Source organism: Pedobacter sp. KH_004 (assembly GCF_057840755.1).
Genome location: NZ_CM174519.1, coordinates 732,550 through 746,287, shown reverse-complemented (window position 1 = coordinate 746,287; position 13,738 = coordinate 732,550). Strand labels below are relative to the sequence as shown.

General features: G+C 36.1%; 13 protein-coding genes and 1 pseudogene. 6 read left to right on the top strand and 8 right to left on the bottom strand.

Annotation, left to right across the window (positions count from 1 at the left end):
- Positions 1-109 precede the first annotated feature (109 nt).
- From AC3ITD_RS03405 to sucC, 4 genes are all read left to right on the top strand, one after another.
- Positions 110-889 carry a ferritin-like domain-containing protein gene (locus AC3ITD_RS03405; RefSeq protein ID WP_489364005.1) on the top strand — a complete coding sequence of 260 codons (780 nt, stop codon included), beginning with the start codon at positions 110-112 and terminating at the stop codon, positions 887-889.
- A 76-nt stretch (positions 890-965) separates the two neighbouring features.
- Positions 966-1,274: a hypothetical protein gene (locus AC3ITD_RS03400; protein ID WP_489364003.1), complete on the top strand. Its 309-nt coding sequence runs from the start codon at positions 966-968 to the stop codon at positions 1,272-1,274.
- Positions 1,275-1,337: 63 nt separating this feature from the next.
- Positions 1,338-2,045 carry a hypothetical protein gene (locus AC3ITD_RS03395; protein WP_489364001.1) on the top strand — a complete coding sequence of 236 codons (708 nt, stop codon included), beginning with the start codon at positions 1,338-1,340 and terminating at the stop codon, positions 2,043-2,045.
- A 255-nt stretch (positions 2,046-2,300) separates the two neighbouring features.
- Positions 2,301-3,500, top strand: coding sequence for an ADP-forming succinate--CoA ligase subunit beta (gene sucC / locus AC3ITD_RS03390; protein ID WP_463483238.1), 1,200 nt, complete (start codon positions 2,301-2,303; stop codon positions 3,498-3,500).
- Between the two features lie 275 nt (positions 3,501-3,775).
- On the opposite strand, the pseudogene AC3ITD_RS03385 reads toward sucC, so the two are convergent.
- The 3 genes and pseudogenes from AC3ITD_RS03385 to AC3ITD_RS03375 form a co-directional block, all read right to left on the bottom strand.
- Positions 3,776-5,225: pseudogene (locus AC3ITD_RS03385) on the bottom strand (IS1182 family transposase).
- A gap of 457 nt (positions 5,226-5,682) precedes the next feature.
- The gene (locus AC3ITD_RS03380) at positions 5,683-5,892 is read right to left on the bottom strand and encodes a helix-turn-helix domain-containing protein (protein WP_265797637.1); all 210 of its coding nucleotides are present in this window, start codon (positions 5,890-5,892) and stop codon (positions 5,683-5,685) included.
- Positions 5,893-5,900: 8 nt separating this feature from the next.
- Positions 5,901-6,497 (bottom strand): DUF2975 domain-containing protein, encoded by a 597-nt coding sequence (locus AC3ITD_RS03375; RefSeq protein ID WP_489363998.1) that lies wholly within the window; start codon positions 6,495-6,497, stop codon positions 5,901-5,903.
- A 388-nt stretch (positions 6,498-6,885) separates the two neighbouring features.
- Here AC3ITD_RS03375 and AC3ITD_RS03370 point away from each other — a divergent pair, with 388 nt between their 5' ends.
- On the top strand, positions 6,886-7,746 hold the full coding sequence (locus tag AC3ITD_RS03370) for a sigma-70 family RNA polymerase sigma factor (RefSeq protein WP_010601359.1): 861 nt from the start codon (positions 6,886-6,888) through the stop codon (positions 7,744-7,746).
- 404 nt (positions 7,747-8,150) lie between these two features.
- Positions 8,151-8,810, top strand: a complete 660-nt coding sequence (locus tag AC3ITD_RS03365; RefSeq protein WP_489363994.1) for an ATP-binding cassette domain-containing protein — start codon at positions 8,151-8,153, stop codon at positions 8,808-8,810.
- Positions 8,811-8,963: 153 nt separating this feature from the next.
- Here the strand turns inward: AC3ITD_RS03365 and AC3ITD_RS03360 are convergent, their stop codons facing one another.
- The 5 genes from AC3ITD_RS03360 to tig form a co-directional block, all read right to left on the bottom strand.
- On the bottom strand, positions 8,964-9,827 hold the full coding sequence (locus tag AC3ITD_RS03360) for an AMP nucleosidase (protein WP_265797650.1): 864 nt from the start codon (positions 9,825-9,827) through the stop codon (positions 8,964-8,966).
- A gap of 94 nt (positions 9,828-9,921) precedes the next feature.
- Entirely contained in the window at positions 9,922-11,160 is a 1,239-nt protein-coding gene (gene clpX / locus AC3ITD_RS03355; protein WP_056849710.1) for an ATP-dependent Clp protease ATP-binding subunit ClpX, read from the bottom strand.
- Positions 11,144-11,851, bottom strand: coding sequence for an ATP-dependent Clp endopeptidase proteolytic subunit ClpP (gene clpP / locus AC3ITD_RS03350; protein WP_056849709.1), 708 nt, complete (start codon positions 11,849-11,851; stop codon positions 11,144-11,146). Before clpP ends, clpX begins: the two co-directional genes overlap by 17 nt.
- 60 nt (positions 11,852-11,911) lie before the next feature.
- Positions 11,912-12,274: a four helix bundle protein gene (locus AC3ITD_RS03345; RefSeq protein ID WP_489363991.1), complete on the bottom strand. Its 363-nt coding sequence runs from the start codon at positions 12,272-12,274 to the stop codon at positions 11,912-11,914.
- Between the two features lie 58 nt (positions 12,275-12,332).
- Entirely contained in the window at positions 12,333-13,685 is a 1,353-nt protein-coding gene (gene tig, locus AC3ITD_RS03340; RefSeq protein ID WP_489363990.1) for a trigger factor, read from the bottom strand.
- Between the last annotated feature and the right edge of the window lie 53 nt (positions 13,686-13,738).

Genomic DNA, 13,738 nt, shown 5'->3' with positions numbered 1-13,738 from the left:
TTATAATTATGTTTTTAGCTCTGGCATCATTAGCATGGTTTGCTTTAGCCAACTTTATAGAAAGTACAATTGAAATACATATTCATGAACCACATACAAAATAAACACTATGCAAATTCATTCATCACAATATTGGACTGATTATTTTACTAAAAACGCAGCTATTTCCCGGGTTGATTGGCAATTAAAACCAATGTTGACAGAACTGGAAAGGAGCAACATTTTGAATTCACTACAGGCCTGGCAATTAGGAGAAACTTCGGAAGGTGAACATTTACAACACGCAGCACAGAAATATGCCTCCGAAATTAATGACATCCACTACCCTAATGCTGTTAAATTATTTATTAAAGAAGAACAAAAACACGGGTACAACCTTGGGAAATATCTTGACCTAATTGAAGCGCCCAGAATTAAAAAAGATTGGGGCGATAGCTTATTTAGAAAAATGAGATATTATAACACAAATATGGAGCTGTGGACGATTGCTGTCATAACTGTTGAAAGCGCTGCGCAGATTTTTTATCAGGCATTGAAAGATGCGACAAACTGTACACTATTAAAACAAATTTGTACCGATATTTTAATTGATGAAGCAGCACACATTACTTTTCAAAAGGAAAGATTGTATATCATTTTTAGCAACAAAAATCCAATCTCCAAATTTCTCGCTAACCATGCCTACTCCTGCTTCTTTATATGCACAAGTCTGGTAGTATGGTTTGCGCATCAGAAATTGTTCAAAGCCGGCAAACTGAACTTCAATAAATATTTCTCAAAAATGAAAGTCAAGCTGAAGAAGGTTGCTGGAAAAAACACACTATATGGCTCTAGCTATGAAAATATCAACCATCAACCAAGGCCAAAAATTATTCAAACTGTACAATAGCTTTTATTAAGTAGATAAATGATTTCACTTGCAACATCTATTAAAAATTTATAAATTAATTAACACAAATAACATCATGAAAAATCAAGAAACAGTAAGCCCATTTAAGTTAAGAATCACAATTATTTTGAGCGTGATCGTATTTATTTTATGTATTCCCTTGATTGCAATGCAGTTTACCAACGAAGTAAATTGGACACTATCAGACTTTGTTGCCGCTGGCGTATTGCTATTAAGTACAGGTTTAGCCATCGAACTGGTGATTAGAAATATGAAAACTGGCACCTGCAGAACCATTGCTTTAGTAATAATTTTAATTGCGCTGTTTTTAATTTGGGCAGAAATGGCTGTCGGTATTTTTGGGTCGCCAATAGCTGGAAGTTAATTCCAGCTTGCATAAACCAGAAACTTTTCCATTTAATATAAAGTATTTGAATCCATCAACCTTATGAAAAACCTAACGCTTATCGCAGTCATCACCCTTAATTTATTAATATTATCCTGCTCAAATCAAGAAAAAACAATTTCTACAGAAGTAGATAATCCATCAGGAACCAGCGAAGAACCAAAAGCGTCAAAGGTAAAATATAGCTCTTCGATCATAATCGACGATAAGGATCTAATTATTTATCCATTACAGTTAAATGATGGCCCATCTGATAGCTATAAACGCGATGGAGGAATAAACTATTGTAATTTAGCATTTTATAATGTGATATCGGGCAAAAGTGAATTATTGACACGTGATAAACTGATAATCAATAGTTTTAATGTTGGCAACCCAGATAAAAACCCAAACCAATCCGCTTTACTAGCGAATAATTTTATCTATTACGAGGTTACCAATGCTGATTTTGATGGTGACAAAAAATTAACATCTGCAGACCCCAGAAAGTTATTTTTATCCAGCTTGGAAGGCAAAGCCTTCGTTCAAATTTCTCCGGAAAATTATTCTATACAAAACTGGAAACTCGATGAAAAGCATGATTTAATCTTAATGGAACTGATAAAGGATACAAATGGTGATAAGATTTTTGATGACAAAGATGAGCTGGAGTATTTCGTATACAACCTTGAAAGCAGAGCTCCGGCCAAACCTGTATTCGATAAAGCTTTTAAAAATGAGGTAAAAGAACTCGCTAAAAAGGTCTTATAAAATTTGCAAGCGACCCAATCCAAAAACGCTAGCCGCAGTTGGATAAATCTTATGAATGAGAAAATATTTTGATTTGTTTTTTAGAGTTGACAACTTTTGGAAAGAAAGCTGTATACTCTACAAGTTTAAAAAACTGCAGCATGGGCAAGACTACTTTTCCCGATTAACATAAAACGTTCATTTTCTACAAAAAAACGGAAATATCTATTTGTTTAAAGGGTTTGAAATTGTAGCTTTGGGCAAATTTTGTAGCAAATGAATATTCACGAATACCAGGGTAAACAAATATTAAAAAGTTTCGGTGTTAACGTTCAAGAAGGAATTGTTGCCGACACTCCAGAGCAAGCTGTTGAGGCTGCTAAGCAACTGAAAACGGATTATAACTCTGATTGGGTTGTAATTAAAGCGCAAATTCACGCAGGTGGTCGCGGTAAAGGAGGAGGCGTTAAATTAGCCAAAAACCTTGATGAAGTGAAACAACGTGCAACCGATATTCTTGGTATGCAATTGGTTACCCCTCAAACCGGACCAGAAGGTAAATTAGTGAGTAAGATTTTAGTCGCTCAGGATGTTTATTATCCAGGTGCTTCTGAAACCAAAGAATATTATATTTCAGTATTGTTAGACCGTGCAAAAGGTCGCAATATTATTATGTACAGTACTGAAGGAGGTATGGATATCGAAGAAGTTGCTGAGCATACTCCACACTTAATTTTTAAAGAAGAAATCGACCCTAAAGTTGGTCTACAAGGCTTCCAGGCTCGCAAAGTAGCTTTTAACTTAGGTTTAAGCGGCGCTGCACACAAAGAGATGGTTAAATTTGTAACTGCTTTATATAAAGCGTACGATACTACCGATTCATCGATGTTTGAAATTAACCCAGTGTTAAAAACTTCTGATGATAAAGTGATCGCGGTTGATGCTAAGGTTGATATTGACGAAAATGCATTATACCGTCACCCAGATTATGCAGCAATGCGTGATACGGCTGAAGAAGATCCGATGGAAGTTGAAGCAAGTGCTTCTAACCTAAACTTCGTTAACCTTGATGGTAACGTAGGTTGTATGGTTAACGGTGCTGGTTTGGCAATGGCGACAATGGATATTATTAAATTGGCTGGTGGTGAACCTGCTAACTTCTTAGACGTTGGTGGAACTGCAAATGCACAAACTGTTAAAGCGGCTTTTAACATCATTTTAAAAGACCCTAACGTTAAAGCGATTTTAATCAACATTTTCGGCGGTATTGTTCGTTGCGACCGTGTTGCGCAAGGGGTTATCGATGCTTATCAGGAAATCGGAAATATTCCTGTTCCAATTATCTGCCGTTTACAAGGTACAAACGCAGAAGAAGCTAAGAAATTAATTGATGAATCAGGACTTAAAGTTTACTCGGCAATCGCTTTAAAAGAAGCTGCAGATTTAGTAACTAAAGTTTTGGCTGAACAAGCGTAAAAAAGTTGAAAGTTGAGAGTTAAAAGTTGAAAGACTAAAACTCAAAGCTTGTTGAATAACAAAAAACCTTCCAGTTTGCACGAGGGCACTGAAAAAGTAGACTTAAAATGGTCTATAAAAAGATTAGCGGATGAGTAGGTCATAAGATCTCCATCCGCTTTTTTTTTTGAGTGTTTTTGTATTTTTTACTGATTCCAATTCATCAAGTTCTCTCGACGAATTTCAGCGTTTTATGACCCTTTTTGGCATGTTTTTTTGGTAATAATGGTCCCGCTTTAGAATTTCAGTATTCTTTTTAGATTTACCACGAATATGGCTAATGCGCCTTGCATTTTCATACTTTCAAGGCCATAGGAATTTGCTCTGTCATATCCATGAACATTTTTTAATTCACTATTTTTCGCCTCAATTTTGTATCTGTGTTTTGACTTTTCCCTGAAGTAATCGCTCTGTTGGAATATTTCCTGCTCTTTGTGCTCATCTGGTTTTATTACAACCAAGTACGTTCTGCTTTTGGCTTCTGCTTTGTAACAGCCATCCTTTAGCGGGCATACTTTGCATTTTTCTATATCGAAATAATAGGTCATTGCCTGATTTTTCCTGTCTACCTTTTTGCCCTGCACCCGTTTGTATATAGCCAGGTGCCCTGCAGGACATACAAACATATCAGCGTCTTTATTATAATCGAACTTTTTCCTCTTTCCTGGTGCCATGGGTAATAGCAGGGTTCATCCTGGCAACGATTTTAATCTTATTTCCGTTCAAATCCTTAAGCTTGAGGTTTTTCTTGCCGGCATAAGCTGCGTCACCTATGATGGTATCAACCTCCATTCCGTTTGACTGCGTCTGGTCCAATAATTTTGGCAGTTCAGAACCATCGCCCTTCTCAGCTGAGGTGACAACAGCGGCCGTTATAATACGTTCCTCTGTCATTGCCAAATGAGTTTTGTAACCAAAAAAACTGCTGTCAGCTGTTTTGTGGCCAACCTTGGCATCCATATCTTTGGATATTGCATAGTTCTCCCGGGTATCTTCCACTGTTTCCTTTAAGAGGTTTAGCTTCTCTTTCACAGCAGGAATCTCACTTAATGCTTCATCAGACTCGATAAGTTTTTGTAACTCCTTGCAGTATTCTATTTCTTTAAGGATATCATTTGAATCATTCTTCTCAGGCATCTGACCCTTGAGATCATCATCCATTAGATACACTGCCTTTCGAAGCAGTTTCGAGCGTTGCCTGAGTACTTCAATAGGTGAATATGGATTGGATCTGGAAAGTGAATGCGTCGCATCGACAATGATGGACCTGGATTTAATAATGCCTTTTTCAAGGGCCAGGGAAACGGTTTTACCAATTAGAAGGTTTAAAAGATCCATATCCTTAAGGCGAAGCTTTCGGAACTTGGTCAATGAGCTTGAATTGATCACATCTTCCTCTGGGGACATCTCCAGAAAATATTTGAAGGACATATCATAGCGAGAACGCTCTACCACATCGACATCTGAAACGGTGAATATAGTTTTCAAAAGCAGGTATTTAAACATGCGTACCGGACTCTCAGCATTACGCCCGTTGTCCGGGCAGTATTTATGTAGGAGCTCATCATATATAAAACCAAAATCTATAAGCTCATTAATCTTGCGCAGCAGGTTATCTTTGGGAACAATTAGATCATAAAGCCTGGAAAACTCGCTAAACTGGATTTTTTGTTGTTGAAGAAGCATCTTGAAAGCAGTAATAATACACCTTTAAAATACAAAAAAAAGGAGCAGAAAAACTAGTTTTCTACTCCTTTTTATCCTTTTCAATTAAGGGACTTTTTCAGTGCCCTCGTTTGCACTGAAAGGTTTTTTTTGTTTCCAAAATTGCCGTCATTGCGAAGCACGAAGCAATCTTAATTCACTTAATTATGGCGCTTTAAAATTGCTTCGTGCCTCGCAATCACGCGATAATTATTGATATTATGAACATTTGAAGATCAGGCCTCTGTGCGTATGGTTCCGAAAGCCCCGCTATCCGTTACAATCTTTTAAAAACTCATTGTTATGCTGAGGCACGAAGCATCTGTTTTATCGGTTGCAGATGCTTCGTGCCTCAGCATGACAGCATATTTGAAGCCTGTGACACCAAAAAGTATTTTGACTTCTATAGGGTCTAATAAGTAAAGCATTTTTACCTCGGTTACTTCTCTTGGCGAAACTCCAGAATATCTCCTGGCTGGCAATCCAGAACCTTGCAGATAGCTTCCAGGGTTTCCAACCGAACTGCCTTTGCTTTACCAGTTTTTAATATAGATAAATTAGACATCGTGATCCCAACGCGTTCACTTAATTCGGTAAGCGACATCTTGCGACGAGCAAGCATTACATCTAAATTTATAATAATTGGCATTTGGTTGTCTATATGGTTAAATCGTTTTCCTCTTTCAGCTTTCTTGAGTAAGAAAGTAAATCATATATTATCGCAAGCACCGCAAACAAGGAGAGTAACGTAAAATTGAAAGATAAATTTGTATCAAGAAAATATTTAAAATCATGACCCGACAATTCACTAACATACTGATTTATTAAAAACATAGATAAAAATTTCAAGGCAAAAAATATCATCGCACCAATTGCAACGCTCTGCCAAAGTCTAGTCTCGGTTATCGTTTCAAAAATCTCAGGCTTTTTGTAGTTTAAAGTTAAGATAACTCCGCCCACCATTAGGTAAAATAGTGTTGCTGCTCCCATTCCACCCAATCCATCTTCCGATAAAATTAGGGCTTGCATCAATGTTGGCTTAAATTCATACACACCAATATTACTATTTGTAAACTTGCCAGCGCCAATTATCTTAATCTCTTTTTTAGCATAAGGTTCGGCTAACTTTATGGCTATTGAGCCATCTCTATAATTCCCGACGGCAGTGAATATGCCACTAACAATGCTAATAATCGCAATAAGAATCAGGCTTATACCTGCTTGCCTGGAAATTTTAAAAGTATTAATTTTCATGAAATTAAATTTGAAGGGTTAATTTTTTTGCGGCAAATCAAATTTTAATTAACTACAAAAGCAAAAGCATTGTTGCAAGCTCATATAATTAGTAAAATGTTAAGAGCGTCATATATTTTCAATAATTTACTTATCAAACATAAAAAATCAATTATTACGAAGCAAAATATATTTATCGATTTAAAATAAATAATATATGTAAATCAATGATATTAAGATAGTGTTAGTAATTACTGACAAAAACTTTATTGGAATGATTTTTGTTATAAGTAAAACTATAAAAAAGGTGTGCAAACAGCAACATTTTCAGTATTTTATCCTTTCGGATTGCTATACAATTTCGTAACTTTGCACACTTCAACAATTAAAGAGCACACAAAACGTATAAATGAGACAACTCAAGATAACGCAATCCATTACCAACCGTGAAAGTCAGTCGTTAGATAAGTACCTACACGAAATTGGTAAAGTAGATTTAATAACAGCAGAGGAAGAGGTAATTTTAGCAAGAAAGATTCGTGAAGGCGATCAAGCTGCATTAGAGCGATTAACTAAGACCAATTTACGTTTCGTAGTATCTGTTGCAAAACAATATCAAAATCAAGGTTTAACTTTAGGTGATTTAATTAATGAAGGTAACTTAGGTTTGATTAAAGCGGCAAAACGTTTTGATGAAACTAAAGGTTTCAAGTTTATTTCTTACGCCGTTTGGTGGATCCGTCAATCGATTTTGCAAGCTATTGCAGAGCAAAGCCGTATTGTTCGTTTACCTTTAAACCAAGTTGGTTCATTAAGTAAAATCAGCAAGGCTTTCTCTAAACTAGAGCAAGAATATGAGCGTGAGCCATCGCCAGAAGAATTGGCAGATATTTTAGAAACTACTGTTGATAAAATTTCGGATACTTTAAGTAACTCTGGCCGTCATGTTTCCATGGATGCTCCGTTCGTTCAGGGTGAAGAAAATACATTGTTAGATGTATTGGAAAACCATGAGCCTAATACCGATAGTTCATTAATCAACGAATCCTTATCCGAAGAAATCAAACGTTCTTTATCTACTCTAACAGAAAGAGAAAGAGAAATCATTGTTTTATTCTTTGGTTTAGGTTCAAACCATCCTCTTTCATTAGAGGAGATCGGTGAAAAATTCAACTTAACCCGTGAGCGTGTTCGTCAGATTAAAGATAAGGCGCTACAACGCTTACGTCATACTTCAAGAAGTAAAATCTTAAAATCATACTTGGGATAAGATTAAAACATACCATATTGCTAAAGGGATTGATTAATTTCAATCCCTTTTTTTGTTCATGATAACTAAGTTTATCGTTATCATTTTATATATTTAGTCGTGTCTTTTAGTCTACTCAGAAAATCAACATTAATATATAAACCAATATTTCTCTGGAATATATTAGTGAGTTTATGCACCTCAGTGTTTTTTTATTTAAACGGCTTTGATGAACCCGGCATTTATTCATTTATGCTAATTATAAAAATAATAGGCTGGATATTCTCTGTTGCGATCTATTTCATGTTTTATCAAAATACTGCTTACTTTTTCAAAAACCAAGGGATTAGTTTCAAGAGAATTATGACCAATCTTATTTTCTATGATTTAGCACTTTTGTTAGCAACATTAATGATCTTACTGGTATGGCAGAACTTTTTGTAGATAGTGTTAACCATTGGTTTGCTGATAGGGAGATCTTGAGCAGTGTTTATCTGAATTGTCAAATTGGTGAAGTAGTAGGACTTTTAGGAAGAAACGGTTGCGGTAAATCAACACTCTTAAAAATCATTTTTGGAAGCGTTAAACCTAAGTTCAAATACTTAAGTATTAATGAGAAGATCTACAAAAAGGGGTTTTTATCTGGCCGTGTATCATACCTCCCTCAGGATAACTTTATTCCTAATCAAATTACTCTAGCAGCTGCAATTGATATATTTTGCAAAAACAATCGCGATGAGTTAATCAAAATAAACTTCGTTTTCAAAAACCTAAATACAAAATTCTATCATTTATCAGGAGGAGAAGCTAGATATCTGGAATGCCTTTTAATGATATATAGCGATAAACCATATGTATTACTAGATGAACCATTCTCGCAACTATCTCCATTATTGGTAGAAAATTTAAAAACACATATTAACCATTTAAAAAGCGAAAAAGGTTTTATTATAACTGATCATTATTACAGGTCTATCCTAGACGTTTCTGATCGTATTGTCCTACTTCACAATCATTGCAATTACACCATTCAAAAGGAAGAAGATTTGGTTTTACATGGTTATTTACCAGGATTTAACACATAAAAAAAGATCAGAATTGCTGATCTCGAATATTTATTAGACCTTACAACATCCTAATTAGGAGGAGTTAAATAACTTGCTATTACAACGATCGATGAAACCGAAAAATGAAAATTTATTGCTCTAAATGTGAATCGCTACGAAGCATCACATAAATTAAAACAACAAATGTTTAACTGTAAGTCCGTTATTTATGAGTTGCTTTAAAGAATCAATGCCAATTCTTAAATGGGTTTCGACATACTTCTCCGTTACAGCGCTATCGCTTTCTGCAGTTTTAACACCCTCAGGGATCATTGGCTGATCTGAAACCAATAGCAATGCTCCTGCTGGAATTTTATTTGCGAAGGCAGTAGTAAATACTGTTGCTGTTTCCATATCAACCGCCATCGCCCTTAATGTTTTAAGGTACTTTTTAAATTCTTTGTCGTGCTCCCAAACCCTTCTGTTTGTAGTATAACAAGTTCCGGTCCAGTAATCTCTGCCATGATCACGGATAGTTGTAGAGATTGCTTTCTGCAATGCGAACGCTGGCAATGCCGGCACTTCTGCAGGAAGATAATCGTTTGAGGTTCCTTCTCCCCTAATTGCTGCGATTGGCAAAATTAAATCGCCTAATTGGTTTTTCTTCTTTAATCCACCACACTTACCTAAAAACAAAACTGCTTTTGGTTTTATCGCTGTTAACAAATCCATCATAGTTGCTGCAAGCGGACTACCCATACCGAAGTTGATAATGGTAATTCCATTTGCGGTAACACTTTGCATAGGCTTATCCAAACCCATAATTGGGGCATTGTCGTTCCACTCCGAAAACATGCTCACATACTTACTGAAGTTGGTTAACAAAATGTAATCACCAAATTGATCTAGCGGTCGGCCGGTGTATCTTGGCAACCAATTTTTAACAATTTCATCTTTCGATTTTAAACCAGATTTAACAGGACTTTCAACCTCTTTAACCTTTTTGGCCTTCTCCACTATGGCTTCGTCTTTTTTTACGTCTTTTTCTTCATTCATATTTTAAGGCTTTGAGCAAAGCGCTTGGCGCTTAGCGTTAATAAATATTATATTAAAAAAAATCCCTCCCGATGCTCGGGAAGGATTTGAATTTTTATGCGGCTTGTAACTTCTTAAAGTCGGCCTTTTCAAATTTTTCTATCGCATAATCGAGCGTGATGTGCAACTCCTTGACATCCGTTTGCGTGGGCGTGTCGAACATGGCATCCAACATAATTGCTTCACAAATCGATCTCAAACCACGAGCGCCCAGTTTGTACTCCATTGCCTTGTCGACGACAAAATCCAAAACATCATCTTCAAAAACTAAGTTAACATCTTCGTAAGCAAAAAGCTTAACATATTGCTTAATTAATGAATTTTTAGGCGCTGTTAAAATATTACGTAGCGATTCTTTATCCAAAGGATTTAAATGCGAAAGAACTGGAATACGACCAATTAACTCTGGAATTAAACCAAAAGATTTTAAATCCTGAGGAGTGATATACTTGTAAAGATTTTTAAGATCTAAAACGGTCTCATCTTTCTTCACTTTATAACCAACAGCCTGCGTACGCAAACGATTTGCAATTTTACGTTCGATACCATCAAAAGCACCTCCGCAGATAAACAGAATGTTGTTGGTATTTACCGGAATCATTTTCTGATCGGGGTGTTTTCGTCCGCCCTGAGGTGGAACATTTACAACCGTACCTTCTAAAATTTTCAGTAATGCCTGCTGAACACCTTCGCCTGATACATCACGAGTGATTGAAGGATTATCACTTTTACGGGCAACCTTATCCACTTCATCAATATATACAATGCCACGTTCTGCGGCAGCCACATCATAATCAGCAGCCTGAAGTAAACGTGTCAAAATACTTTCTACATCCTCTCCTACGTAACCTGCTTCCGTTAAAACCGTTGCATCGCAAATACAAAATGGTACATGCAAAATTTTCGCAATGGTTTTAGCCAAAAGGGTTTTACCAGTACCTGTTTCACCTACCAGCATGATGTTCGATTTCTCAATCTCAATCTCGTCTTTATCAACTTTTTGATTTAAACGCTTATAATGGTTGTAAACTGCAACAGAAAGCACTTTCTTAGCATCATCCTGACCAATTACATATTGATCGAGATGCTGCTTTATTTCTAACGGTTTAAGTAAAGAAATGGCAGCCTGGATATTTTTAGTGTTTTTGGTTCCTAATTCCTGTGCAAGCAGTTGATTGGCCTGAGTAACGCACTTATCGCAGATAAATGCATCCATGCCTTCAATTAACATTAAAGTTTCATGCTTGCCAGAATGGCAGAATGAGCAACGGGATTCTTTATTTTGTTTCGCCATCTTTTTTTGAGTTTCTCGATAAAACTTCATCAACCATACCAAATCCTTTTGCCTCATCGGCAGTCATCCAGTAATCGCGATCTGAAGCTTTCTCCACCCAATCATAACTTTGGCCAGAGTGCTGTGAAATAATATCGTATAATTCTTTTTTCAATTTTAACATTTCTCTCAAGTTGATCTCCATATCAGATGCAACACCTTGTGCACCACCTGATGGCTGGTGAATCATTACTCTTGAGTGAGGTAATGCAGCACGCTTACCTTTAGCTCCTGCAACCAATAATACAGCACCCATTGATGCAGCCATACCGGTACAAATTGTAGCCACATCTGGCTGAATGTATTGCATGGTATCATAAATACCTAAACCTGCATATACCGAACCACCTGGTGAATTGATGTAAATCTGAATGTCTCTATCAGCATCTGTTGATTGCAAAAACAATAACTGAGCTTGAATAATATTGGCATTCTGATCGTAGATTGCATCACCTAAAAAGATAATACGATCCATCATCAACCTTGAAAAAACGTCCATTTGAGCTACGTTCAACTGACGTTCTTCAATAATGTAAGGCGTCATGTTCTGTGGGTTCATGTTCGCCTGTGCAATAAATTTATCTACGTGTAAACCGCCAATCCCCTGATGTTTAACGGCAAATTTTCTGAATTCTTGTGAATCTATGTTCATAATATTGTATTGCGTTTAGAGTTTGGCGTTGAGCGTTGATTAACGAATAGCCAAACCGGATTATAATTTTAACAAAAATTTTCTGAAGTTGGTTAATTTCCGTGCCAATTTATCTAATTCTTCTAGATAATAAAGCAGTTCAATGTCAGAAATATATTTTCTCCTTTCCAATACCACCAAAATATTAGCATTTTCAAACGCAGATGTATGCGCAATGTTCAGATAATGAGCAAATTCCTTGTTTGAAATGGAACCAGAACCCTCGGCAATATTATTGGATATGCTAAGAGCAGCCCCACTGAGCTGCTCTGCAAATCTGTATTTTTTATCAACTGACAATCGGTCAGCTATATCAAGTAATTTATCAGTTAGTTCGATAGACAACTGCCAAACTTCGAGCGATTGAAATTTAAATTGAGCCATCGCTAAATATAAACAATCGATCAATCATTTTTGAACGCCTACCGCTATTCGCCTAACGCTAGTCCTTCTTATCCAACTCTACAAATTTATCGTAATCAATTTCTTTTTGATCCAAGGTTACGATAGTTTTAATTTGTTCGAAAGTTTTAGCTGCTTTAACTTCTTCGAAAGTGCGGTTCGCATTTTCTTTGTCTTGTAAAAATTGAACAGCGTATTGCGCCAATTGATCTTCTGGAAGTGGGCTTGGGCTGTACATTCTAAATTGAGCATCTAACTTAGCTTTAGCCGCTGCAACAACATCTTCATATTTAATTTCGATACTGTTATCTTTGATGATTTTGTTTTCGATTAATGTCCATTTAAGGTTTTTCGCGAAATCATCATAACCTTCTGCTAATTCTTCGTCGGTTAATTTTTCGTTTGTAGCTTTTAACCAACGACGTAAGAAATCATCTGGTAAATCAAAAGCATGTTTTTGCAAAAGTGCTTCGTAGATATCGTTTGATAATTTACGTTCAGCATCTTGTGTAAACATACTTTCTACTTCTTCCTGAATTTTTGCTCTGAAGCCAGCTTCATCTGTTACTGTGCCTTCGCCAAATAATTTATCGAAAAACTCCTGATTTAAATCTGATTCTTCTAAACGGTTAACATTTTTTACTGTCAACTGGAAGTTCGATTTCAAATCTGCTGCGTCCTCTTCAGAAATATTTAGAGCTTTAGCAATCGCCGCTTTATCTTCAAATGTTTTTTGAACATCGATTGTTACTACATCATCCTTTTTTAAACCCACTAACGATTTAAGAACTTTTTTATCCGAGATTAAATCTAAACGGATAGTTGCAGTATTGGAGATGCCACCTTCGAAAATAGAACCATCTGCACCTAACTGAACTAATTCAGCATATAAAACGTCGCCTTCTTCAGCAACTTCCGGGTTTGTCATTTTACCATAGCTGCGACGGACGTTTTTGATACGGCTTTCTAATGTCTCCTGATCAGCTTTAACTACATACTGTGTAAATTTATCTTTAGAAGAAACATTAACATCAAACGCTGGCGCTAAACCCAATTCGTAATCGAACTCGAATTCATCGGTATTATCCCATTTAAAATCGCGTTCGTTATCCATTTGAGGCAATGGCTGACCTAAAATTTCTAATTTTTGCTCAGCAATATAGTTTGATAACGTATCATTTAATAAGTTATTGATCTCTTCCACTAAAATGCTTTTGCCATACATTTTTTTAATATGAGCAGCAGGAACCATTCCCTTACGGAAACCAGGTAGTTGTGCTTTTTTAGCCTGATCTTTAATAGCTTTTTCTACTTTCGGACTATAATCAGCAGGTGCGATTTTGATTTTTACAACAGCATTTAAGTTGCCGGTTTTTTCCTGTGTAATATTCATTTTTAGAGATATGAGTATTTAGAAGTGAGATGTGAGACAAGCTTAGTGTTCGC

What these genes read in the sequence shown, in the direction of transcription:
- AC3ITD_RS03405 (WP_489364005.1), top strand. Translation starts at nt 110, where the DNA reads ATGCAAATTCATTCATCACAATATTGGACTGATTATTTTACTAAAAAC.
- AC3ITD_RS03400 (WP_489364003.1), top strand. Translation starts at nt 966, where the DNA reads ATGAAAAATCAAGAAACAGTAAGCCCATTTAAGTTAAGAATCACAATT.
- AC3ITD_RS03395 (WP_489364001.1), top strand. Translation starts at nt 1,338, where the DNA reads ATGAAAAACCTAACGCTTATCGCAGTCATCACCCTTAATTTATTAATA.
- sucC (WP_463483238.1), top strand. Translation starts at nt 2,301, where the DNA reads ATGAATATTCACGAATACCAGGGTAAACAAATATTAAAAAGTTTCGGT.
- AC3ITD_RS03380 (WP_265797637.1), bottom strand. Translation starts at nt 5,892, where the DNA reads ATGCCAATTATTATAAATTTAGATGTAATGCTTGCTCGTCGCAAGATG.
- AC3ITD_RS03375 (WP_489363998.1), bottom strand. Translation starts at nt 6,497, where the DNA reads ATGAAAATTAATACTTTTAAAATTTCCAGGCAAGCAGGTATAAGCCTG.
- AC3ITD_RS03370 (WP_010601359.1), top strand. Translation starts at nt 6,886, where the DNA reads ATGAGACAACTCAAGATAACGCAATCCATTACCAACCGTGAAAGTCAG.
- AC3ITD_RS03365 (WP_489363994.1), top strand. Translation starts at nt 8,151, where the DNA reads ATGGCAGAACTTTTTGTAGATAGTGTTAACCATTGGTTTGCTGATAGG.
- AC3ITD_RS03360 (WP_265797650.1), bottom strand. Translation starts at nt 9,827, where the DNA reads ATGAATGAAGAAAAAGACGTAAAAAAAGACGAAGCCATAGTGGAGAAG.
- clpX (WP_056849710.1), bottom strand. Translation starts at nt 11,160, where the DNA reads ATGGCGAAACAAAATAAAGAATCCCGTTGCTCATTCTGCCATTCTGGC.
- clpP (WP_056849709.1), bottom strand. Translation starts at nt 11,851, where the DNA reads ATGAACATAGATTCACAAGAATTCAGAAAATTTGCCGTTAAACATCAG.
- AC3ITD_RS03345 (WP_489363991.1), bottom strand. Translation starts at nt 12,274, where the DNA reads ATGGCTCAATTTAAATTTCAATCGCTCGAAGTTTGGCAGTTGTCTATC.
- tig (WP_489363990.1), bottom strand. Translation starts at nt 13,685, where the DNA reads ATGAATATTACACAGGAAAAAACCGGCAACTTAAATGCTGTTGTAAAA.